The sequence below is a fragment of the Ohessyouella blattaphilus genome, assembly GCF_024721265.1.
Taxonomy (GTDB): Bacteria; Bacillota; Clostridia; order Lachnospirales; family Lachnospiraceae; genus Aequitasia; species Aequitasia blattaphilus_A.
The window spans coordinates 47,363-69,854 of record NZ_JAMXOC010000014.1; the positions used below are offsets into that span (position 1 = coordinate 47,363).

Below are 22,492 nucleotides of genomic sequence, written 5' to 3' on the forward strand. Positions count from 1 at the left end.
TCTAACACAATAGCCCATCTTCCCTCTGAGAATGAGAGAAGACGGGCTATTGTGTTATTTTATTTAGCCTGATTAAACTCTATTTTCTCCCCATTTGGACCAAGAGTCGTAAAAAACAGAACTCCATTTTCTTTAAGTGACAAACTCGTTATTTCCTCTTCAATAACGGTAAATCCCAGTCTTTTGATGAAAGTGTAAGCTTCCTCAATTGACTTTACATCTATCGCCACATGGTCAATCGCACCCGAAGTATTGCTGCTCTTTTTCACTTCATAGACCTCAAACTCTATATTTCCAAGTCTCATGAAGACCACTCTTTGGTTTTTTGACTCAATAATCGTTTCCCCATAGGGCTTAAATCCTAACGCCGTATAGAACGCTTTTGTATTTTCATACTTTTCCGTCGGTATTCCAATGTGTTGTAAACCAGTAATATTGCTTTCCATTCGCTACTCCTTCACTCTTCATTAATTTGTAAAAGAGGTGAACTTCCAATGATAGGTTCACCTCTTTTAAACGTGTATTTACTTCTTCAACTCTTTCGAGAAGCTACAATTACTTACCTCAATAGAGCCTTCTGATACGAATAAGCTAATCGAATCTCCCGGCTTTGTGTACATTCTTGCATTCAAAGCAACTCCGTCCACATATATTGTTGCTATCGTATCATCAACAATGATGCGAATATTATATTTCTTTCCTGGAACTAGGTCAATCGGACGCTCAGATCCTTGACTAAGGTAAGTAAACCATGGCCAGTTAGGATTCTTCTCGCAAATATATCTATTCTCTTCACACTGGAAGATAAACTGATATGACTGTTGTGTTTCAACATCATTATATACGCGAACTCCGAAGGTATGGGTTCCTTCTGTAAAGGAAACATCAGCCTCAAAGCTAAAAATATCTCCACAGTTATCGAAAACCACCTTCTCGGTTCTTGCTTCTTTACAGCTAATCTCACAGTCCTCTATAGATTTGCGATTTTCAAAGGCATTCCATACCGTATCCGGGATTTTAACCCCTAATGTGCCATCTTCTCTCTGATATACTTCATGGGCAACAAACGTACCGCCCCATTCGTAGTTATTCTTGTCGTCGCACTCTTCCTTAGTTGCTACCCAGCCAAATAGTATTCTATGACCATTTAACTCAAACGTACGTCCAGCGTAGTATGATCTTCCGTCAAAAGCATCGTCTTTTGGTGTAATCCATGGGCCATTGATGTTCTTACTCATGCGATAAATCATTTTACTGCGATCACTATATTCCGTAACTACATGATACCACCAGTCGCCAATCTTAAAGAGATCAACCATTTCATGCATAACAAATAAATCTGGTGCCCAAAAATCGCCCTCAAATTTCCATTCTTTCAAATCTTTAGAGGTGAATTTTACAGTTCTTCCTGACTGAACCGTCTTTGGACCCTCCAGCCTAGCTCCAAGAATCAGCATATATTGATCGTTTTCTTCATCGCGAAGTACAAACGGATCGCGCCAGTCATCTGGATCATACCCTTCCTGTGGCGTAAACGTGAGCTTATCCTGCGTTTTTGTCCAGTGAATCAAGTCTTCGCTAATTGCGTGCATAAGTACTTGAGAGGCCTTTCCCTGTTTTGGATACTCTCTATTAAAGCCCGTGTAAAATGCATGATATGCGCCTTCTGCTTCAAAGACACTTCCTGCATATATAAACTGATCCTGCTCTTCATCCGTTCCCCTGGGAATTGCCACGCCGTAATCTTTATAGTTTACAAAATCAGATGTAGTCGCCAAATCCCAGCCAAACGGCTCCCCAAACGGACAAGGATTGCGATTATCTCTCTGGTGAAAAAGGTAAAATTCCTCTCCTTTTCCAAATGGCATACAGTCACCAAACCAGGTTCCTGGGAATTGATAATATAATTTGTTCATAGTGATCTCCTCTTTTTCTAGTTTTTAATCTATCTCTTTGAATTGCGACTATCCTTTCACGGCTCCTGCTGACATCCCTTCTAGCATCTTCTTACTACTGAAGAAATAGAAGATAAACACCGGTATAACCGTCACGGCAATCGCTGCAAAGGTTGCTCCCCAATCCGTCAAGCCCATACTACCCACATAATCATTTAATCCTAGCGTTACTGTCTTCATATCTGTAGATCTCGTAAAAGTATAAGCATTAATATATTCATTCCAGCAGAACACCGCCTGCATCGTCGCAACTGTGATTATCGAGTTTCTTGACATAGGGATAATCATCTTAAAGAAGCAACCTATCGGTGAACACCCGTCTATAATCGCTGCTTCTAACATCTCCTCTGGGAAAAATTTGCTAAACGAATAGAACAGCTGAATCGAATACGAAAGTGAAAACGCAATTTGTGGAAGTATAATTGCCACATAGCTATTAATCAGTCCTAGCTTGTTGAATATCGTAAACAGAGGAATTAACGCAACCTGCATCGGAAGCATCAATCCTAGTAAAAAGTAATTTAATAGGAATTTCTTTCCCTTAAACTGAACTTTACTCAGCATAAACCCTGCCATTAATGCAAACAATAATAGGGGAATTAATACACCTAGCAAAACGATAATACTGTTTTTAAAGTAAGTTGGCATATGGCTTTTCGTAAAGACCGTAATATAGTTTCCAAGGTACAGTGACGATGGCAGCGCGTATGCAGGAAGCTTGCGAAAATCCTCTAATGATTTAAAGCTTGAGATAATAACATACAGCAAGGGGTATATTTGCATAATCAATAGCAGAATTGCAATAACCCACTTAACTATTGAACCAATCTTTATTTTAGACTTTCTCATTCTTCCTTCCCTTCTCCAGTCATCTTTCGGAATAGCACACCGACCACTAAACAGATTATTACAATCATGATTGCAACCGCGCTACCGTATCCGTATTTCATACTGGTAAATGCTTGCTTATACATATAGGTAGTCATAAGCTCTGATGAGTTTCCAGGACCACCATGAGTCAAGAGATAAGAAAATTCAAAAGAACGCAGTGACCCATTTAATACTAAAAGACAGTTTGCAATTATAACTGGCTTAATGTAGGGAATTCTAACGTGAAGATATTCCTGAGCTACCGTTGCTCCGTCAATTTTAGCGGCCTCACTCAATTCGTTTGGCACACCGATAAGAGCGGCATAAAATATAACCATATAGAGACCTAGGTATTTATATGCCTCTACGAAAGCGGCCACATATAACGAGATAGAAGGATTCGAAATCCACTCCATCGTCTTAAATGAGGAGCTAAAGAAAGACAGCACCTGGTTTACAATACCCGTCGGCGTTACCGAAAATAGCTTCGTGAAAATCTGACAAATAGCTACTGACGAAATGACTACGGGGATATAATACAGCGTCTGTAATACCACTCGCCCCTTTGTTATTCTGCTTAATAAGATGGCAAACAGCAGACCGCCAAATACTTGGATTGCCACGTTAATTATCGTGTATATAACCGTATGCCCTACCGACGCCCGGAACACATCATCATTTGTAAATAGTTCGATATAATTACTAAGTCCTACAAAAATCTTGTCACCAACACCACTCCAATCAAAGAAGCTGTAATACCCCGCCCATATGATTGAAACTATGACTAACGCAGTGTATATCAGGAGTGCCGGAAATAAGAATACAAAAATAACTGATTTCTTTCCAAATGCCTTTTGCACTTTTTCTCCTTTCTTTTAAAATGGATTAGGAGTTTTGCTCCTAACCCATTCAATAAATCTATTTTTCCACCAAGGCATCACAATTCTCGATGAATTTTTCTGGGGTAATATTACCCTGTGCCAAGTTTTGCTGCGCATCTACAATTTTTGTAAGCGTGTCCGAGTTTAACTTATCATCCCAAGATGTCCAAGCGGTCTTTGCGTCTGCGAACATCGGTTGTGTATCATAATATAACTGGGGCAAGCCATCAGGTAACTCTTCGTTAAATGGAGAAAAGATTTTTGCTTGCGTATAGCATGCGTCTGAGAAGTTTTCACACATATAGTCAAAGAATTCTTGCATGGTTTCATCATAAGTTCCTTTGTTGAATCCTTCAGCAAATCCTGCATGAATCGGCACGTTCGTATCCATGTTTTCCATACCTTCTGTATCTGGTACTGGGAAGAAACCTAATTTACCTTCTTTGTACATTTCATCGGCAAGATCAATATTACCTGAACCTGAGTAGAAAATTGCGCCTGTTCCGCCGTAGAATAGGTTACATGCTGAGGTATAGTCTACACTTGCGAACCCTGGTTCAAAATAACCTTTGGTTCCTAAATCAGCAAGGAGGTTTACAGAGTATTTTGCGGATTCGTTTTCTGCAAAAGAGTCTGTTCCTGCCTGATAATCTTGAATAAATTCAGCACCGGTTACGCGCCATGGTGAAAATGACAAGTAGCGCATCAGCTGCCATGCATCAGAGCCACCTACAACGACTGGAATTTCGCCGATGTCAGCTATCTTCTGGCAAGCCTCTTGGAACTCTTCCCACGTTGTCGGAGTATCTTTGATACCGGCTTCTTCGAAGATATCTGTACGATACATAAAGTACTCACAATATAGCCCTTGTGGGAATAGGTATAGGTTCCCATCATTGACATCTGTCAGAAAGTCCTTAACTGCTCCGTTCATTTTCTCTGCATAGCCATTTCGCTCTAATTCGGCACCAACATCTACTAACGCATCAATATCTAAGCATGCTTGAGAAAGTGTTCCGTTAGGGCAACCATAGATATCTGGAAGTGTGTTACTGTTAATGTACATTTGCAATTTTGTAAAATAATCTTGCATGTCATTAACTAGCTCGATTTCATAATCCAGTCCCTTCTCATCACAGAAATTTTTCAATAAATAGTTAAACACTAAATATTGTTCTGTAGATTCCGTACCCTTTAGTAGCGCTGTGATTTTTGTTCTCTCGCCAGTGCTTCCTGACCCAGAGCCCTCTTCTTTTTTCTGTCCGCATCCAACAAGAAGCAACGATGTTACCAGTGTTAAGATGAGAACAAATGCTAAAATTTTTCTTTTCATTTCATTCCTCCCTTTTTCTATCTGCAGCTATTATAATATGACGTTTTCCTCATTCTCAATCCAAAAAACAGTGTAAAATGTTAATTTTGCACACATTTACACTGCTTTCGTCTTTCTTTTTTATGATTTTTGTACGTTTTTTATAGTTTTGCCCAAATTTAACACTTCTCAACGAGACGTTGGATTGTCATTTTTCAGCGAATGATATCCCGTCTGTCGATATTCGTTAGGCGTCACGCCAAACTTCTTTTTGAACGCCTGGATGAAATAGCTGAAATCATTATAGCCGACCTTTTGCGCAATTTCGTACACTTTATACTGGTCTTCCATAATCATCTGACAAGCCTTCTCCATCCGCACGTCCACCAAGATTTTCAAAAAGCTCTGATTCGTGTATCGCTTTAATAACCGGCTAACATAGGTTCTACTCATGTGAAAATAATCAGCAAGCATGTCTAGGGTTAGGTTTTCCATGTAGTGTGTCCCGACATAAGAAATCATGTCATTCACGATGTGCTGGTACCTGTCTTCTGTATCTTTGTTATTCTGGGTGGCCAGAAGGCTAAACCCTTTCGACAAGTATTGAACAATCTCATCGATTGTTTTCGCATTACTAATCACTTTAATTCCATTTTGTAAGAAGGAATAGTCATACTCTCGTTCCTGTATTTCACATTTTACACGGCATAAAAAGGGATACTGTAAACAGGATACTAGCAGATCCAGTGCCATATACTTACAGGCCGCTAAGTCGGATTCCTCCACTTGGAATATCTTTGCTAGTTCTTCGCATACTTCCACTAGCTGCCCCGAATATATTTTCATAAACAGTCTTTGCTTTTTTCCCTCTGAAATACTGATGTTTCTGCTGGTCACCGCATCAAGATCGCGATATTGAACGATGGTATTTTCACCTAAATAGATACTCTGGCTACACGCTGTGCACGCCTCTCTGTAAGCCTTAGAAATGTCTTCCGCAGCCGTCTCCACATCACTAATACCTATACAGAGCTTGTAACGAATTAACTTTTCTGCTACCGTTTTTAGTTTTTCTGACGCCTCGACGCTCCGTCTCATACAATCCATAGAGGACATGTCCTGAGGGAATAAGAGCACAAATCCAAATTTAAGATTCAAATCATCGTATTCACCGAGAACTTCTGAACTAAATTCGCCGAAAATTTCTTCCCCGATATTTAAGAATGCCAGCTGTTCCATCCAGTTGTTTTCTTCTCCTGAATGAGCATTTTCGCGAGTAATTGCTATACACACGTATTTTTCAATCTGTACTCCTACTGCCCGAATGCGTTCATTAAGCTCTGCTGAGGTACCAATTCTACCCTGAAGTAAATCGCTTATTAGCTTCGTACGTATATACGGTAACTCTGCTTCGAAGGTTTTCTGCAAATCTCGGTAGTAGCTCTGTACTTCGTTTTCCTTTCTTATCTCCTCGCATAACCGGCGTACTAGCTCATCTAGCTTACGGAAATTCATGGGTTTTAGCAGATAATCTGAGCCACCCACCCGAATAGCCTCCTGTACGTATTCAAAGCTATCGTACCCAGTAAGAAACACAATGCGCAAATGGGGATTGCTTTTCTTAGCTTCGGCGGCAAATGTTAGGCCATCCATTTTGGGCATTCGTATATCAGTAAACACAAGGTCTGGGTTCAGGATTTCTAATAGCTCTAGTCCCTCCTGACCATTCTGCGAAGTACCTACTACTTCACACCCGTATTCTTCCCATGGAAAAGAAGATAGACCATCCACTATCGTGTATTCATCATCAATTATCAGTATCTTTACACTCATCTTCTTCTCCCTCACTAAAAAAATTGCAGATTGTATATAAATGTTGTTGGTCTTCTAAATGGGGAATCTTTAGGGTTACCGTAGTACCTGCCCCTTCTTTCGACTCAATCTCCACACCGTATTCTTCACCGTATAAGAATTGAATCCTTTTGCTAACCGCATAAATGCCAAGATTTGTATGAAAGCGTTTCTGCTTAGCGGCCTCGTTCTCCTTCTCAGAAAATAGCTCCTCTATCCGCTCTTGCGAGATACCAACCCCATCATCTCTCACCATAATATGAATCGTCTTCTCGTATTCCTTTACAGAAATTAGGAGAGAGGTACCGCTTTGACCATTATCTAACCCGTGAATAATTGCATTTTCAACAATAGGCTGAACCACTAGCTTTGGTATCAGCTGATCCAGTAAGCTCTCATCTATATCGTAATATATTGTAAAATAGTCATGAAAACGTACTTGCTGGATATGAAGATAGTTCTTCACATAATCCAATTCCTGACCAAGAGTAATGAGGCTTTGTTTATTATTGATGCTCTCTCGTAACAGATCACTGATTGCGGATACCAAATCGCAAATTTCTCTTTCTCCCTTTTTAAAAGCCATCCAGTTAATAGCATCTAAAGTATTATACAGAAAATGTGGATTCATCTGAGACTGGAGCGTCTTGTATTCCATCTCTCTTTTTAAGATTTCCGCTTGCGTCACTTTCTGCATTAGCACCTGAATATCTTCGATTGCTGTGTTAAAAACTTCGTTCATCTTGCCAATCTCATCTTCTCTATCCACCGATAAGCGAACATCAAAATCACCGGTTGAAAATTGGGCTAGTGCGTCAGCCGTCTCACTAATTGGCGAAGTAAGGCTCTTGGCAATCTTAGAAATCAGGATGATTCCTCCAATCAGTGCCACTAGAAGTAGTAACACCGATGCGTAGCGAAGGCCTGCTAGTTCTTTCTGTATGTATGTCAGAGGAATAACACCCATGCAGTTCCAACCAACAATCGAAGAATGTACGTAAAAGACTTCGCACTCCGTTCCACTATCTAAGCGGTACCGAAACCTGCCATCAGCTCCGTTTTCACCTTGCATCTTCTGAATCAGTTTTTCATCTACTAGGCCGCCACTAGCTAGTAGCTCTCCCTTGTAGAGAATAGACATCGTTCCGCCACTATCGAAGTTAATGCCAGAAGCCATTTTCTCGATATAACTGCGCTTAAGTCCTACGCGGATATACCCAAGGACCTTATACGTTTGCAAATCCTTGACTTGTTTTAGAAGATGCACAGAATCCGATTGCTCGTCTTCGCTAATGAGAACCCATTTTCCCTTTGCTTCATCAGCCGTCAGCAGTAGACGTTCTTCATCTGGAATTTCTGGTTTTTCTGACCAAATCGAATAGTAGTAGTTCGTGCCATTTATCCCGTATAATTCGATATCGTTCATGGTAACACTACTATATTCCTTTAGCATGATACGTTGGATTTGCTGATCCTGTGTGTAGAAGGGATTTTCTGACTGATAATTAGCATCTTCCGCTGGATTAAGTGTCATCTGGATTGTCGGGTTGCAGGCAATCATCTCAATTTTATTTATATTCTGCTCCATAAAGTAATCAAGCGAATTAACAAACTGCTCAACGGTCTCTTTAGCTTGCCCCATGGTCTTTTCTTCGATTATCCTAGATGAATAGAGATAAAGACCGACTTCCAAAAGGAGCACAAGTGGAATTAGAACAACTAAAAAACCTAGTATAAGTTGAATCCGAATACTTTTTTTCCTTGTTCTACTTAACTTTGCAAACATAACATCAGAGTTTCCTTTCTGTTTAATGTCATGATTATAATGCATTCATTAATAACCTTCAAATATTATTTTGAGATTGTGCCTATGAAATATAAAAAAGACCCTATGCCAGAGTGAGAGTGAGATGCGTTAACATCCCTCTCCACTGCTTGACATAGAGCCTAAAAATGTGTGTAAACATCCTTCATAACGTTTAACGTAGAGTCGTTTCTTATTTTTTATTTGAAAATCGAATCTAAAATGGTTTTATAGCCGCTAGTCCTCGACAGAAAAAAGCTACACCGAATATAAATACGCGGGTTTATATACCTCTCCCCTAATTTGCAATAAGATAAATATTATCCTTATCAAAGCCTATCTGCGAGGTATGATTATAAATATTAATCATATCATTCATTTTCTCTTCGAATACGCCTATACACGGATTTCCTAATGTCGCAAAATCGCCAACCGATTTATTCATACGCCCCTCTGCATCACCTTTCAATTTTTCTCCAGTGCTTTGCAATAATTCATCAAGATTCCCTTTCTTAACAAACGGAACTTTTTCCAACATTTTCCCTGCTGCTTCTCCTGTGTGTCCAAGCCCTTTTAGCAAATTCACATCCAAAGCAGAATGGCTTAATTTCTCTAAATAAATAGAACACTTTCCAAACGTGTCTCTATAGGTTTCGGCTAATACATGCACTTCGTTTTTAATTCCCGAAATATACCCTTCCTTAAAATTACCACTAAGCATAATTTCAATAAGTGACGCTAGCGAGAAGGCATAAAGAGATAACCGGTAGTATTTAAATTGTTTCGCAAAATCATCAAGCACTGCGTTTACTTTCGCTTGATTTACTACCATTCGCCTTGCTCCATATACTTCGTTTACTTTTTTCTGGTAGGCAATTATATTTTTCCTAGCTGTACGCTGAATATCTAACACCATTTTATGGTTGCTATTTACAAACTGCTCATTATTCCAATTTGATTTATACTTCAAAATGATATTCAAAAGAGTCTCAACATCAGCTTCTATTTCTGACTCTTTCTCAATCTCCAAGAAAGATATTATCTGCTTACACATTTCTGAGATGTCATTAAGCTGTCGTTCAATTGAAGCTAACGCCGCGGCCATCATCAGTGTCGCTGGATCTATCGGCATTGCGGTGGATGTTGTTACTGTTTGCGTCCCCGCTTCTTTCAACTGTAAAAATTTAGACTTGTTATCTGCCGTCTTAAACGCACCCCAAAAATTGCCATTTTTAGCCGTCTTCAGAACATCTCCCACCTGTTGGTTCGCCAATCTATATAGCCCATCCGTACTCACAGTGGTTGTCTGCGTTATTGTACGCAAAGCCGGGATGAGTGATGATACACCCACACCTAATGTAGCAAGTTCCGCTATCGGAATACATGTCGTCTCTTCAGGTCTCAAACTCGCCCGCGCATCAAATAATAACCCTTCTGTTATTTCTACTAAATCTAATGATTCGTTATTATTAACAATGTCTCCCACACTACTTCCTCCGTTCCTATTTATAGTTTATAAATTCTTGTTTCTAGATGACTCATATTTTTCTGCAAATTCTTCGATATACTCTTCATCAGTAACATTGTATTTTCCAAATACTGAGGGATGGCGAAAAGGAAAAGCCACTTTAAAGCGCGTGCCCTTTCCTATAAAACAGCCCTCTTTTTCGCTCTGCTTGTAAGCGTTACCGGCAGCATTTCTCCACCTCACCTTACTACTCGGCTCAAGATTAAATATTACTTGCTTAACAAATATATCATATGTCCCAAGGCAAACTATTATTTCAGGATTAATTTTAGCAATCTGATTTCTTATATATTTTTGAACTTACATACGTACTCTTTTACATCTGCGATATTTGTCCTTCCAGCGCCACTTGTCTTCTTTAGATTGATATATGCAACATGTTTTAAAGCCTCAGCATCTTCTAGATCATTTCTATTGCTTGCCACTTTGTACATTCGTGCTAAACGCCTCTTTATAGCAGCGTTTTTAAAGCCATCACCTTTTCCCTTTGCAGTATCTCTATATGATTCAATTTGATCAATAACACCGTCACTTACTGTATCATTGGCTTCTTTAAGAACAAATAGAATCTTATGATCGTAGCACTTTGGTTCAACAATCCCATCTACGTTAAAGGTATTTTTATTATAAACATCGGCTATTTTTTGTTCTTCAAACCATTCTCTCATTTGCTCGTCCATCTATTTTCCCCTTTCCGTTTTTGCATACGAGAAATCAAATACATATTTCAACCCAAACACGCACTTGAAAATGAGCCACTCTCGTGCCACCTCCAAACCATGCTTTACGAACTATCCTAATAGTATCATGCTTTCGTTAAAATGTTAACTCTACGATATGTCTTCTTTTCGCCACACCCATCCGTATATTCTATGGATTACAATGGGCTTTTAATCTCCGCAAATGCTATTATTTGCAAAGAAATCGCCAGAGTACAAACCCCTGGCGATTTCTTTGTTTTTAGATTTTTTCTTTAATTACTTTTTTAGTCATTTTCCATTTTTATTAATATACGACCAATATGTCTTAACAAAATACTCTTGTTTCATAAGCTTGTAGCATAATCTTTCCCGCTACTTCTTCTTTTGTATCCATATCTACCAAACTAGACTTCAGATTAATGACCTGTTCTTCTGCTGCAAAATTTAGCACAATATAATATTCTACACCGTCTTTTTTTCGTACCACTATTTCACACGATTCAGGTAATTCAATTAGAGACGCGTAAGGCGATAGTACCCCCGTATAATCCATAAGTTCTTTAGTGTTTTCCCGAGTAAATGTTCCGCCAAAGTGCAACACTTTCCCTTTTCCTTCTTTTCGTTCGATTAATGCCGAACTTCCTGAATAATAATTGTTCTCATAAACTGCTAGAACCTGGGCATCCGGAGATGCGACCTCAAGAATATCATTAAAAACTCCTGTGTCTACCGACTTATCTCCCCATACCATAGTCACAGCTTTATCTGCTGGGCCAACAAAAGTATATTCTCTTACATTCGTTCCCGTAAGACTAGCTAATAACCCTGGCATCGGTGTCATTACACATTGACCATTTTCATCCTTTTGTCCCGTTCTACTTCCGAGAACGAGGATGCCCCCGTTTTGCACATATGTCTCAAGCGTATGTACCTTCTTTTCATTCAAAATCAGAGCATGAGGATAAATCAGCACTGAATACTTTGCTAACTCTTCCCATTGAGTCTCATCCGTTATGTTAAATATATCCATTGGGGTGTGGTTAATTTGGAATGCCACAAAGATTTCCTTCTCGCTCTGTTTTTTTAGTCGCTTATGCCACACATCCACTTGCGAATCCCAGGTATTGTCATAATCCTGAAGCATAGCCACAGATGCCTGATACTCAGCACCTACCATTTCACCAATCGCCTTGGTTCGCTCCCATATCTGTCGTACTTCTGTTAACTTCCGATTGTCTCGATTGTCGTAATCCAATATCCCGTGCCAGTATATTTCCGTCCCCACAGTTGCGGTGCGCCATCTGAAAAAACTCACATAATCCGCTCCGTGTGCAATACTCTGCATGGCCCAAAGCATCATTTGTCCTGGCTTAGGAGCCGGTGCTTCCATTCTCGTATTCCACCCGTTCGCCCCTGACTGCTGCTCCATAATGCCAAAATGGGGACAAATTGAACGCACTTCCATTAGATTGCGACTCCATTTCCGATCGTTTAAGTCATCACTATTTAGTGGATTTTCCTCCAAGCAAAACGCAAAGTTAGGGTAAGAGTCATAAGTATATACATCTAAACATTGATCTTGCATTTTGTGGTTATCGAGATTTCCAAACATGCCATTGGTTGTAATAAAGTCATCTGCCTTTTTGTACTTTCTGATAATATCACTTTGCATTTTACAAAAAGCAATGGCACTTTCCGAAACAAAGCGAATATAATCCAATGTTTGATGAGGATTTGTAGAATTGTGAATTGTCGTACGGGGTACATAGATTTCTTCCCATGCATTATAGGTCTGATTCCAGACAATCGTCCCCCACGCTGTATTTAGTTTTTCTAACGACAAGTACTTTTTTTTCAAAAATTCACGAAACGCCAACGTGTCGCTCTCAGAATAAAACTCATCCACCTCACAATTCAATTCATTATCTATTTGCCAGCCTATGATTGCTGGATGCGCTCCATAATGTGCCGCCATCTTATCCACAATCCGCGCTGAAAGCTCTTGATATATCTTAGAATTGTAGTTATAATGCCGTCTCATTCCGTGATAAAAAGGACTGCCATCCATTCGGCAATTCAGTACTTCAGGATATTTCTCCGTTAGCCAGACTGGTGGTGTGGCGGTGGGTGTTCCCAATATCACTTTCATTCCTTCATCTACTGCTATTTCCATAAACTTATCGAAAAACTCAAAGTTAAATACTCCTTCTTGAGGCTCAAATTTATTCCATGCAAATTCAGCAATACGAATCGTGAAGATGCCGTTTTCCTTCATTCTACGCAAATCTTCTCCCCAGAGCTTTGAGTCCCAATGCTCTGGATAGTAACAAGTTCCTAGTTCCATTTGATTCCATTTATACGTCTGTGCTTTTCTCATTCTAATGCTTCCTGCCTTTCTTATTCTATTGGAAGACGAAAACTAATTGCAGTCCCCTGATTTTTTTCACTTATAATCTTAAGCCGACTTTCTTCCCCATAACACAAAATTAATCGTCGATACACATTTTTTAGCCCTATATTTTTCTTCGTATCATTCCTATCACACTGTTCGAGTAAACTTTCTTTCTCCTCTGGCGACATGCCTACGCCATCATCACTAATATTAAAGAACAAACTCTTCTCTTCAACCTTAATTTGAATCATAAGTTTTCCTGGCTCTATTTTAGGCTCAATGCCGTGAATAATTGCATTTTCAATTAATGGTTGGAAAAGAAAATTAGGAACTCGGTAAGAATATGCACGTTCATCAATATCATACTCCACAGATATCTTGTCACCAAATCGTTGCTTTTGAATAAATAAATAGTCTCTTACCGTCTTTAATTCTTCTTCTAAGGTAATAAACCTTTCTTTTTTTACCATTGCTCGCAAAAGATCTGCCAAGGCAATCGTCAATTCCGAGACTTTATCACCTTCTTGGGCAATTGCCATCCAACTAATCGTGTCCAAGGTATTGTATAGAAAATGAGGGTTAATCTGCATAGATAAAAAGTCTATCTCTGCCTGCTTCTGAGTGATTTCCATTTTATAGACCTGTTCTATCAGCGTCTCGATATTGTCCGCCATTCGGTTGTATTCTTCCCCAATTTGCCCAACCTCATCTTGCTCGCTCACCTTTACCCTCTGTGACAAGTCTCCCTTTCCAAATTTTTTCATACTCTCTAAGAGGTCTTGCGTTGGTTGTATCAAACGTTTTGAGGCTAATTGCACCGTAGCGATACCAAATATCAGAATCACGCACAAAGCCACACAAGATGCTCCCATTATTTGATTCGTCCGACGATAGAAATCTTCTACTGCCACTGCCTTAACAAGCGTCCAGCCATTGGGCATCACATTTCCCACATAATAAAAGGATTCCTTTTCATTCAAGATATCATAGCTGGACACCTCTGAAGATTCTAATTCTTTGATATCCATCGGAAAGGACTCCCCAACATAGCCATCATGAGTAGTTGACACAATAGTACCTAAGGCATCAACCAAATAGATCATTCCAGAATACTCCGTTGAATCATTTCGCAAAAAACTGTCAAGATATTCTGCTTCGTATACCATATTTATATAACCAATTGGCTTCATCGTCTTAAGATCCAAAATCGCTTTTGCAATACAAATCGATTGCTCTGGGCCCACCAAACTCCATATCGATGTACCATTGGCCTGATAGATTTCGTCAGTTGAAAATGCAAAATCAATACCACGACCTGTAACCTTATTTACTGAAAACACCATTTCATTCAAGGATACTACACTCATAGATACAACATTTGACGTGGCTAGTACATATGGTTCTAATTCTCGCTCTATCAATTTACTTGCATTTCGCAATTCAAACGAATTCATGTCATTCTGGTTTACGTCTTGTAGTTGATTTTGGATTACACTATTTGTCAAAATCTGCAAGTTAATATCTTCAATCGAATTGATAAAATTCTCAATGTTGTTTGTCGTCTGTTCGGTAACGTCTTCTAGATACGTTCTCGAAATTGCGGCATAGCTATAACGATAAACTGCTCCCGAAAAGAAAAATAAGATACTACCAGTAACTATAATGAGTAAGGTAAATACCAGCAGCATTTTCTTTCTCAAACTTGCCACTTTTATTCTCTTTTCCTTATGCCCACTCATTACTTTTTCTCCCGCGTCATCTCCAACATGCTCTTCAATCCGTATATTCTTTGCTTATCCCCACTTCTTCTATACTCTCCTGGACTACACCCTAGCGTTTTTTTAAACACTTGGCTAAAATAACGATAATCACTAAACCCAGATTTTTCTGCAACTTGTCCAATCTTCACCTTCTCATCCTCTAGTTGCTGTACCGCTTCGGTTAGGCGCATGCTAACTAGCATCTCGCTAAAAGAGAAACCTGTCTCCTTACGAATCATTCGCGACAAATATGCTACCGAAAAATGATATTTCTCAGCCATCGAATTCAACGAAATGTCCTGCGTGAAATTTTTTGACATGTCTTGTAGAATCATTTTTGTCTGCGGATTGGTATCTCGAAAATGATGTCTAATTTGATTGCTTAAATCCACGCTATCCGCCTCTCGCTCATACTGACGTACGACTTTCTCCTGATATCGTATTTGTTTTAAGCGTTCCCCACTTCTAGCGACTGTGTTCATAATGTCTCTAGGTCGTAAAGGCTTCAACATATAATCCACTACGTTATAGCGGATAGCCTCCTGTGCATAACAAAAGTCTGAGAAACCTGTAAGCAGAATTATCACCGTATCCAAGTCATACTCCTTTATATATTCCGCTAGTTCTAAACCCGTCATACCTGGCATCTTTATATCACTGATTACAATATCCACTACTTTCTCATGAAGCACAGCTTTGGCTTGTATGCCATTTTCTGCTTCAAACACCTGATTTATCCCTATATCCTCCCAAGGAAGTGACATCATTCCCTGACGAATCGCCTTCTCATCATCTGCAATCAGTAAGTTCATCTCTTTACTCCTTTTAGGGACACGCCTATCCCTTGACCGCTCCCGAAACCATACCTTCCATAATATGCTTGTGCAACCAAATATATACAATAATACTGGGAACAATCGTAATAATAACTGCCGCAATTTGCACCACATAATTGGTGGTATACTGCCCCTGGAACTCTGTCAGACCGACCGGAAGTGTCATTTTTGATGAATCCGTTAAAAATATCTGCGGGAATAGCAAATCATTCCATACGTTAATAAAGGTGACTACCGCTACCGTTACAATCGACGAACGAGAAATCGGCATAATAATTCGAAAGAAAATCTGGTAAATATTACACCCATCCATTACCGCAGCCTCTTCCATTTCCTTTGGTAAAGCTCCCATAAAACCACTCATAATGAATATTGCCATGGGAAATGCAATGGCAATATGAGGAATAATGACCGCTAAGTGTGTATTTAAAAGTCCCATCTTATTGAACATTGAGAATAACGGTACCACCATCGCATATACCGGAATCATCATCCCCAATAAAAATATATTTAGGGTTAACTTCGACAGCTTCCAGCGCATTCGTGTAATTGCATAAGACACCATACTACTTAGAAGAACTGCCACTGTAACCGCTGATACGGCAATAATAACAGAGTTGATAAAATATTGCAAAACATGGCCTTCTGTGATGGCTTGGATATAATTTTCCCATCCTATATTTTCTGGAAGTCCCCAAGGATTCACATATAATTCCGCATTTGTCTTAAACGAACTTAAGGCAAGCCAAACTATGGGATACAGGCAGATAATCGCAAATATTCCTAGTGCTACATATTTTAAAACCAGAAAAAACTTGTCCTTTACTGATAATTTCATTTTTATGCCTCCTAATACTCTATTGTCTCTGTTCGAAATATGAAATTCGAAAGTAGCACTGAACATATACACATTATCAGTAAAATTACGCCTATCCCTGCCGAGTACCCGTACTTCAAGGTTCGAAAGCCTTGATAGAACATATATGTAGACATAAGCTCTGTCGCATGATTCGGTCCTCCTCCAGTCATAACCGCAACCAAATCATAATATTTAAGAGAACCTGTAATAATAAGAACTGCATCTACTTTAAGAATTGGTTTAATTAACGGAAAGGTAATTGCTTTAAATTGTACCCATTTGCTAGCTCCATCAATTCTTGCTGCTTCGTAATAAGACTCTGGAATATTCCTCATCGCTGCCAATTGAATAATCATATGATATCCGACAAACTGCCACATCACTACAACAATAATGCATAATAGTGCTAAATTCTTATCTGCAAGCCACACCTGCTGTAAATTACCTAAACCTATCAGCTCCAACAACTTATTGAGCAATCCAAACTCCGAATTATACACAAATGTCCAAGTTAAGCCAACAGCAACACCACAAATTACACTTGGTAAAAAGAACACTGTCTGAAAAAAATGACTTCCCTTTATCTTCTGAAAAAGTATATTTCCAAACAATAATGCCAGAGGTAAATGCGCAATTAGCGAACCAATTACCATCAAAATGTTATTTTTCATGGCACCAATAAAGGTTTTATCGTGAAAAAGGTTTTCATAGTTCTTCAAACCAACGAATTTGCTTGGGCTCATCAAATCCGTTTGAAAAAAACTGATAAGCACATTATATCCGATTGGTATTAATACAAAAACAGCGTAGATTATGAATGCTGGAAGTACAAATACCGCGATACTTTTCTTATTTCCTAACACCTTGTTCATTTATACTCCTCCTCATCTCTCTACTTTCGCAGGTTTATCGATTAGCATTATCTTCTGCAAATTGCTGCAACGCATCAAAGGCTGTACTTGCATCTTCTCCACCGAGAATAGATACGCAGGTATTGTTAAATTCTACGCCTTCGCCAGCACCAAATTGTCTGTCCCACCATGGAGTTAAACCAACCTGTGAATTAGAGATGTTTAAGATTTCTGTCATTAAAGGTGTTAACTTGCTTTCATCCAGCTCGAAATTGTCAGCAGGAATTCTTCCTACATCATAAAGTAACATTTCTTCCTTTTCCAGCGAAGACCAGTATTTAATAAATGCGACCGCTGCGTCTTTGTTTTTAGAATTTTCTGACACACAGAACGAAGTATCTACAGAGCCTACCGAAATATTATTATACTGTTCATCATAGGCTGGAAGCACAAACGCACCTGCATCTTCACCCAAATCACTATTCTGAATATTGTCCGCTTCCCAAGCTCCCATGAAGTACATTGCTGCCGTTCCATTCATGATCAAATCTCTTGCCTCTTCTGGTCCCATCCCAATATAACCATCTTGGAAATAACCCGCATCAGCCATTTTCTTCACTTCTTCCGCCGCCTTCACATGTGTCTCATTATTCCACTGCTCCTTGCCCTCACAAATATCATTAAAGAGCTGATCACCTGCCATTCCACCGGCAATTTGCTGAACAAATTGAGCTGGAATCCATGCATCTGTACCACACATAGTCATTGGTGTGATACCATTCTCCTTCAAGGTTTTACATACTTGCAAGAATTCTTTATATGTGGTTGGCACACTCAAACCATTGTCAGCAAATATTTTCTTGTTATAAAACATTACACACAACGATTTCTGTGTCGGAATTCCATAATTTTTACCATCATAGGCCAAAAGTTCCAATGTTCCATCAGAAAACTGATCGCGCCACTCTGTATCCTCTTCCAGATACGGAGTCATGTCCGCAACTTTCCCTCCTTCAACAAAAGGTTGTAAATAAGATAACTCCCAGGTGAAAAATACATCTGGCACTGCATTTGATGCCATTAAAGTTGTCAACTTCGTTTTATACTGCTCATTTTCATAAAAATCAATCTTTACCTCTACTCCGAATTCATTTTCTTTAGAAAATTCCTCTGCAATCTGTTTATATGATCCCAGATATGTATCAGCTTCCGTTCCTACACACATTACCGTCAGAGTATCACTACTACTTTTGCTACTATCTGTACCTCCATTGCCACAACCTGTCAATATGACTGTGGCTGTTACCACCATAACTAATAAAGTTGCTAATAATCTTTTTTTCATAATCCCTTTCCTCACTTTCTTTTGATAGTACTAATATACGTCATATCACTTTGACGAATAAGGCATGTTTTTATCTTAATTTGTTTGTTATTTTGACCATGACCATATAGATACGCTCTTATTTTATAATCATTTTTCATTAAATATTTCATTTCATAGTATTTTCATTGAACAATATGTCTATATTTACGCTTCGGCAAAAAAACAGACGTCACTATACATATGGATAGTAACGCCCGTACCTTGCGTAAGGCTCTCTTCTATAACTTTACTTATTTTTCAGCATAGTCAAGCAATAGTGTTCATCTTTGAATAACCTAATTAAATACTTTCACAATCTCCAATATCTCATCTCCGTACTTTTCAACCTTCACAGGCCCAAAGCCGTTTACATTAAGCAACTCTTCTTTCGTCCGTGGCATCTTGCTTATTAAATCAGTCATCTGAGCATCATTAAATAAATAGTACGGTTTAATCTGTTCGCTTCTACTTTTATGTAATCGGTATTCTTTCAGCTTACTTTTCAAATTATCTTGTTCATCAGGCAAGGGCTCACCCTGTTCTATTTCGCAATCTTCACCTCCCAATTGGTATGGCTCATATTTCTTCAAATAATCAGCCGCATTCTCTGTATGGTACGAAAGAAGCCGTTCTGCGATAATACGCATTTCCTTATCAGATGATTTTATTTCTTTAGATTTCTGGTTCTCGCTCTTTATATATTCGATTAGCTGATCGGCCCGAATAACTTGATTTCTTATTTCCTTCTTTGCATACCTGGCATTAAGTACGGTCTTGGGATTCGCTAGCACTACTATTGATTTATAGAAATTATCATGCCACTTATTTACCGCTAATTTCAAAAGAGGATTTTTTTGATTCTCAGTACGTATTTTCTTTAGTAATTCCATATGACGCTGGTTCTGAGTAATTGGTGAGTATAAACCTTCCTTTTTCTTCCGACCACCGTATTCCATCGTTCTCGTAAAATTCCCAGCATTATCAATCTCAACGTTTCCATATAGGTTCTTGCACTCAATAATATAGACTTGCCTCGCCGTCACGACAACAAAGTCAATCTGAGCACTTAGATTGTCATGACAAATGTAAATATCTCTAAGTATATACATCGGCATATGGCTATTACTTAACTCAAAGACAATATTCTCTTCTCCCGCCAATCCATACTCATAGTTCTTGATGTCTTGCTCCAGAATGCGACTTCCTTCGGAATCAAGAGTACCTCGTAACTTCTTTAGACTTTCAATAAGCCGTGGCAAATCACTTTCTCTTTTCAAAAAAATTGGTTCCTTGTTGCCAAATAACGCCATCTGATACACTCCTTTTTTGCTCATTGCCTAACATGATATTTGTCGTATATTTGCATTTCGGATAATTGCTGCATCCGCGGAAAGGCCCATACTTTCCCTGGCGGTTCTTAAGTTCTCCGCCGCACCTCGGGCACTTACCTTGTCCTATTATCTCCTCGTTACGCTTAATATCTCGTTGTATTGTCTGAACGTGGGTACGCCTAACTTTACTATCTTTAATATTAAGACTGTTTATCTTATTCAATATTTCATCTACATCTCGTACACTGAGCTTATTCTCCCGATGAGACTCTATTTCTTGTCGCAATTGACTGGTATACACGACCGGAGATTTCGTCTTGACCATTATATTAGCATCAAACAAAAAGACCACAATAGGTATAAACTTCTCCTCAGCTACACCTAATGCTGTTTCTAACGCCTTAACATGACCATAATTCTGTCTTATAGGGTTAAGAAACTGATATTTTTTTCCGTACACGTTTTTGGTCCAACGCTCGCCGTACTCACTCCCAGTAATCCATCCCTTGTAATTCTTAGTCTCAATTACAAAAATGCCATAAACCGATACCACAACATGGTCTATTTGAGTCGTTCCATTGGCTGTTTGCAGCATTACATTGTGTATAACTTTATACTCATCCATTGGTAAATCATATAAAATAAGAGCAACTTCTCTTTCTCCGAGCCAGCCCTTTCCTGATGATGACCTCATATGAATTAGGACAATGAATAACACTATTACAATTAACCAAATAATCCCTGTCTCGCTCATTGTATCGCCTTTCTCTGCCCAGACTTACTTTCTAGCAATAACATTAATCCACTTCTCCTCACCGCGGTCTTCCCGGGCATCAGATGTTTCAAATATTTCTAGAACTTCAAGTCCTGCCTTGTCCATAAGGCTTTCTAACTCCGCTTTATTTGAATCATTGAAAAAGCGACCATTCCTGCTTATCTCACCGGCACCAAGTTTGAAGTTTGAAGCTTGCATATAGAATACCTTTTACCTTTATAATTCATGGAATCAGATGAGTGATCTTCTATGGTCTTTCTTATCCCTGCTTTGCCTCCCTGCGAAAGGATTACACCACCTATACTTTCGTATTCTTTATATATTTTCGAATAACTTTCCTTACCTCCAAAACTTTCTAACACTTGAACAACAATTTCCAATTGAGTCATTTTTCCCTTTCTTGAAATCCCTTCCATCGTTCGGCCTAGTTCGTCACAATCATCCCTCGCCTCTCACTCGGATTCTTGAGCATGCCTGACAGGTCACGTACTACGCTCTGTACTCTTTCTAACCCGTTCTCCGTGGTTCGCTGTTCCCAATCGAACTACGCCTTAGGCTTGTTCTCTTGGACAGCTATCACGCGGTCAACGCTAATTGCTTCCCTTCGTCGTTTCACTCCTTAGCAAGCAAAGCTACTGACTCGACATAGCTTGACTGAACACTAAGTATGTCTATTACCGCTGTCTACATATGGAAACTGATCCATTACCATCTAACGATTAAAACGTTAAATCATAATGGTTCCGTTTTCCAATTCTTCCTCGCCATATGACATTTGAAGTTCTTTTCTAAAGAAATTGTACTCTTCAACTATTCTCATCACAATTTCCTTTATCAATCTAAACTCTTCGTTATCCGCAATCTCTTTGTCCACACCTAAATTTGTAACCAAGCGATATGACACCGCAAGCTTTAACAACTCAGGTGTGGCAAGATGACCATTGCTAATTATGTACTCACAAATTTTCTTCTGATCAAACTCTGAAATTTCAGTTTCTGTAAAAGTCTCTTGATGCGTCGTTTTACCAATCTCATAAGTTGTTTTTACAGTTCTTGTAGGTGAAATTTTCACAAATGGATATTCATCAAATGCTAACTCACGCCCATCTGTAAGTTTTATAATATGCTTAGTGTACTCCGATTGAGAAACGATAGCATACAGAAAACTGTATAACCCATCGTACTGTTTATAATAAAAATCATACTTAAATTCAATATCTTTAGAAAATCTTGCCATCTCTTGACGGAACTCTTGTTGAACTTCTTCTGTTCTTCTTGTTATTTCTTTGATATCTTCCTTAGTAGCTAGGTTTTCACCTTTTTTCTCCATATAAGATGGTAAATAATTTTTTGTGAATAATCCTAGTAAAAATACTGCGACAATACTCGCAAGCTCTACTAGCAACAACAACCAGTCCAT

The 22,492-nt window shown here is 38.9% G+C and carries 20 protein-coding genes; all 20 read right to left on the bottom strand.

Annotation, left to right across the window (positions count from 1 at the left end; all coding sequences use genetic code 11):
- Nucleotides 1-59: 59 nt before the first annotated feature.
- The 20 genes from NHH16_RS09760 to NHH16_RS09855 all read right to left on the bottom strand — a co-directional run bounded on the left by NHH16_RS09760 (nucleotide 60) and on the right by NHH16_RS09855 (nucleotide 22,492).
- Nucleotides 60-446 (bottom strand): VOC family protein, encoded by a 387-nt coding sequence (locus NHH16_RS09760; RefSeq protein ID WP_262069412.1) that lies wholly within the window; start codon nucleotides 444-446, stop codon nucleotides 60-62.
- A 78-nt stretch (nucleotides 447-524) separates the two neighbouring features.
- Nucleotides 525-1,916 carry a glycoside hydrolase family 32 protein gene (locus tag NHH16_RS09765; RefSeq protein WP_262069413.1) on the bottom strand — a complete coding sequence of 464 codons (1,392 nt, stop codon included), beginning with the start codon at nucleotides 1,914-1,916 and terminating at the stop codon, nucleotides 525-527.
- 48 nt (nucleotides 1,917-1,964) lie between these two features.
- On the bottom strand, nucleotides 1,965-2,804 hold the full coding sequence (locus NHH16_RS09770) for a carbohydrate ABC transporter permease (RefSeq protein ID WP_262069414.1): 840 nt from the start codon (nucleotides 2,802-2,804) through the stop codon (nucleotides 1,965-1,967).
- Entirely contained in the window at nucleotides 2,801-3,685 is an 885-nt protein-coding gene (locus NHH16_RS09775; RefSeq protein WP_262069415.1) for a carbohydrate ABC transporter permease, read from the bottom strand. The genes NHH16_RS09770 and NHH16_RS09775 overlap by 4 nt, the downstream gene beginning before the upstream one ends.
- A gap of 58 nt (nucleotides 3,686-3,743) precedes the next feature.
- On the bottom strand, nucleotides 3,744-5,039 hold the full coding sequence (locus NHH16_RS09780; protein WP_262069416.1) for an ABC transporter substrate-binding protein: 1,296 nt from the start codon (nucleotides 5,037-5,039) through the stop codon (nucleotides 3,744-3,746).
- A 168-nt stretch (nucleotides 5,040-5,207) separates the two neighbouring features.
- On the bottom strand, nucleotides 5,208-6,851 hold the full coding sequence (locus NHH16_RS09785; RefSeq protein ID WP_262069417.1) for a response regulator: 1,644 nt from the start codon (nucleotides 6,849-6,851) through the stop codon (nucleotides 5,208-5,210).
- Nucleotides 6,826-8,655 (bottom strand): cache domain-containing sensor histidine kinase, encoded by a 1,830-nt coding sequence (locus NHH16_RS09790; protein ID WP_262069418.1) that lies wholly within the window; start codon nucleotides 8,653-8,655, stop codon nucleotides 6,826-6,828. Before NHH16_RS09790 ends, NHH16_RS09785 begins: the two co-directional genes overlap by 26 nt.
- Before the next feature lie 316 nt (nucleotides 8,656-8,971).
- Nucleotides 8,972-10,159: a hypothetical protein gene (locus NHH16_RS09795; protein WP_262069419.1), complete on the bottom strand. Its 1,188-nt coding sequence runs from the start codon at nucleotides 10,157-10,159 to the stop codon at nucleotides 8,972-8,974.
- A 27-nt stretch (nucleotides 10,160-10,186) separates the two neighbouring features.
- Nucleotides 10,187-10,384, bottom strand: a complete 198-nt coding sequence (locus NHH16_RS09800) for a hypothetical protein (protein WP_262069420.1) — start codon at nucleotides 10,382-10,384, stop codon at nucleotides 10,187-10,189.
- 101 nt (nucleotides 10,385-10,485) lie between these two features.
- Complete coding sequence (locus NHH16_RS09805; RefSeq protein ID WP_262069421.1) at nucleotides 10,486-10,881, bottom strand: hypothetical protein; 396 nt, start codon at nucleotides 10,879-10,881, stop codon at nucleotides 10,486-10,488.
- Nucleotides 10,882-11,227: 346 nt separating this feature from the next.
- Nucleotides 11,228-13,279, bottom strand: coding sequence for a beta-galactosidase (locus NHH16_RS09810; RefSeq protein WP_262069422.1), 2,052 nt, complete (start codon nucleotides 13,277-13,279; stop codon nucleotides 11,228-11,230).
- Between the two features lie 20 nt (nucleotides 13,280-13,299).
- Nucleotides 13,300-15,033: a cache domain-containing sensor histidine kinase gene (locus NHH16_RS09815; protein ID WP_262069423.1), complete on the bottom strand. Its 1,734-nt coding sequence runs from the start codon at nucleotides 15,031-15,033 to the stop codon at nucleotides 13,300-13,302.
- Nucleotides 15,033-15,866, bottom strand: coding sequence for a response regulator transcription factor (locus NHH16_RS09820; RefSeq protein ID WP_262069424.1), 834 nt, complete (start codon nucleotides 15,864-15,866; stop codon nucleotides 15,033-15,035). The genes NHH16_RS09815 and NHH16_RS09820 overlap by 1 nt, the downstream gene beginning before the upstream one ends.
- 25 nt (nucleotides 15,867-15,891) lie before the next feature.
- Nucleotides 15,892-16,728, bottom strand: a complete 837-nt coding sequence (locus NHH16_RS09825) for a carbohydrate ABC transporter permease (RefSeq protein WP_262069425.1) — start codon at nucleotides 16,726-16,728, stop codon at nucleotides 15,892-15,894.
- 11 nt (nucleotides 16,729-16,739) lie between these two features.
- Nucleotides 16,740-17,621, bottom strand: a complete 882-nt coding sequence (locus NHH16_RS09830) for a carbohydrate ABC transporter permease (RefSeq protein ID WP_262069426.1) — start codon at nucleotides 17,619-17,621, stop codon at nucleotides 16,740-16,742.
- A gap of 34 nt (nucleotides 17,622-17,655) precedes the next feature.
- Nucleotides 17,656-18,945 (bottom strand): ABC transporter substrate-binding protein, encoded by a 1,290-nt coding sequence (locus NHH16_RS09835; RefSeq protein ID WP_262069427.1) that lies wholly within the window; start codon nucleotides 18,943-18,945, stop codon nucleotides 17,656-17,658.
- Between the two features lie 317 nt (nucleotides 18,946-19,262).
- A complete protein-coding gene (locus NHH16_RS09840) occupies nucleotides 19,263-20,276 on the bottom strand; it encodes an HRDC domain-containing protein (RefSeq protein ID WP_262069428.1) in 1,014 nt (337 codons plus the stop codon).
- Nucleotides 20,227-21,051, bottom strand: a complete 825-nt coding sequence (locus NHH16_RS09845; RefSeq protein WP_262069429.1) for an NERD domain-containing protein — start codon at nucleotides 21,049-21,051, stop codon at nucleotides 20,227-20,229. Before NHH16_RS09845 ends, NHH16_RS09840 begins: the two co-directional genes overlap by 50 nt.
- A 179-nt stretch (nucleotides 21,052-21,230) precedes the next feature.
- Nucleotides 21,231-21,488, bottom strand: coding sequence for a hypothetical protein (locus NHH16_RS09850; protein ID WP_262069430.1), 258 nt, complete (start codon nucleotides 21,486-21,488; stop codon nucleotides 21,231-21,233).
- Between the two features lie 311 nt (nucleotides 21,489-21,799).
- Nucleotides 21,800-22,492: a hypothetical protein gene (locus NHH16_RS09855; RefSeq protein WP_262069431.1), complete on the bottom strand. Its 693-nt coding sequence runs from the start codon at nucleotides 22,490-22,492 to the stop codon at nucleotides 21,800-21,802.

What these genes read in the sequence shown, in the direction of transcription:
- NHH16_RS09760 (WP_262069412.1), bottom strand. Translation starts at nt 446, where the DNA reads ATGGAAAGCAATATTACTGGTTTACAACACATTGGAATACCGACGGAA.
- NHH16_RS09765 (WP_262069413.1), bottom strand. Translation starts at nt 1,916, where the DNA reads ATGAACAAATTATATTATCAATTCCCAGGAACCTGGTTTGGTGACTGT.
- NHH16_RS09770 (WP_262069414.1), bottom strand. Translation starts at nt 2,804, where the DNA reads ATGAGAAAGTCTAAAATAAAGATTGGTTCAATAGTTAAGTGGGTTATT.
- NHH16_RS09780 (WP_262069416.1), bottom strand. Translation starts at nt 5,039, where the DNA reads ATGAAAAGAAAAATTTTAGCATTTGTTCTCATCTTAACACTGGTAACA.
- NHH16_RS09785 (WP_262069417.1), bottom strand. Translation starts at nt 6,851, where the DNA reads ATGAGTGTAAAGATACTGATAATTGATGATGAATACACGATAGTGGAT.
- NHH16_RS09790 (WP_262069418.1), bottom strand. Translation starts at nt 8,655, where the DNA reads ATGTTTGCAAAGTTAAGTAGAACAAGGAAAAAAAGTATTCGGATTCAA.
- NHH16_RS09805 (WP_262069421.1), bottom strand. Translation starts at nt 10,881, where the DNA reads ATGGACGAGCAAATGAGAGAATGGTTTGAAGAACAAAAAATAGCCGAT.
- NHH16_RS09810 (WP_262069422.1), bottom strand. Translation starts at nt 13,279, where the DNA reads ATGAGAAAAGCACAGACGTATAAATGGAATCAAATGGAACTAGGAACT.
- NHH16_RS09815 (WP_262069423.1), bottom strand. Translation starts at nt 15,033, where the DNA reads ATGAGTGGGCATAAGGAAAAGAGAATAAAAGTGGCAAGTTTGAGAAAG.
- NHH16_RS09820 (WP_262069424.1), bottom strand. Translation starts at nt 15,866, where the DNA reads ATGAACTTACTGATTGCAGATGATGAGAAGGCGATTCGTCAGGGAATG.
- NHH16_RS09825 (WP_262069425.1), bottom strand. Translation starts at nt 16,728, where the DNA reads ATGAAATTATCAGTAAAGGACAAGTTTTTTCTGGTTTTAAAATATGTA.
- NHH16_RS09830 (WP_262069426.1), bottom strand. Translation starts at nt 17,621, where the DNA reads ATGAACAAGGTGTTAGGAAATAAGAAAAGTATCGCGGTATTTGTACTT.
- NHH16_RS09835 (WP_262069427.1), bottom strand. Translation starts at nt 18,945, where the DNA reads ATGAAAAAAAGATTATTAGCAACTTTATTAGTTATGGTGGTAACAGCC.
- NHH16_RS09840 (WP_262069428.1), bottom strand. Translation starts at nt 20,276, where the DNA reads ATGGCGTTATTTGGCAACAAGGAACCAATTTTTTTGAAAAGAGAAAGT.
- NHH16_RS09845 (WP_262069429.1), bottom strand. Translation starts at nt 21,051, where the DNA reads ATGAGCGAGACAGGGATTATTTGGTTAATTGTAATAGTGTTATTCATT.
- NHH16_RS09850 (WP_262069430.1), bottom strand. Translation starts at nt 21,488, where the DNA reads ATGGAAGGGATTTCAAGAAAGGGAAAAATGACTCAATTGGAAATTGTT.
- NHH16_RS09855 (WP_262069431.1), bottom strand. Translation starts at nt 22,492, where the DNA reads ATGGACTGGTTGTTGTTGCTAGTAGAGCTTGCGAGTATTGTCGCAGTA.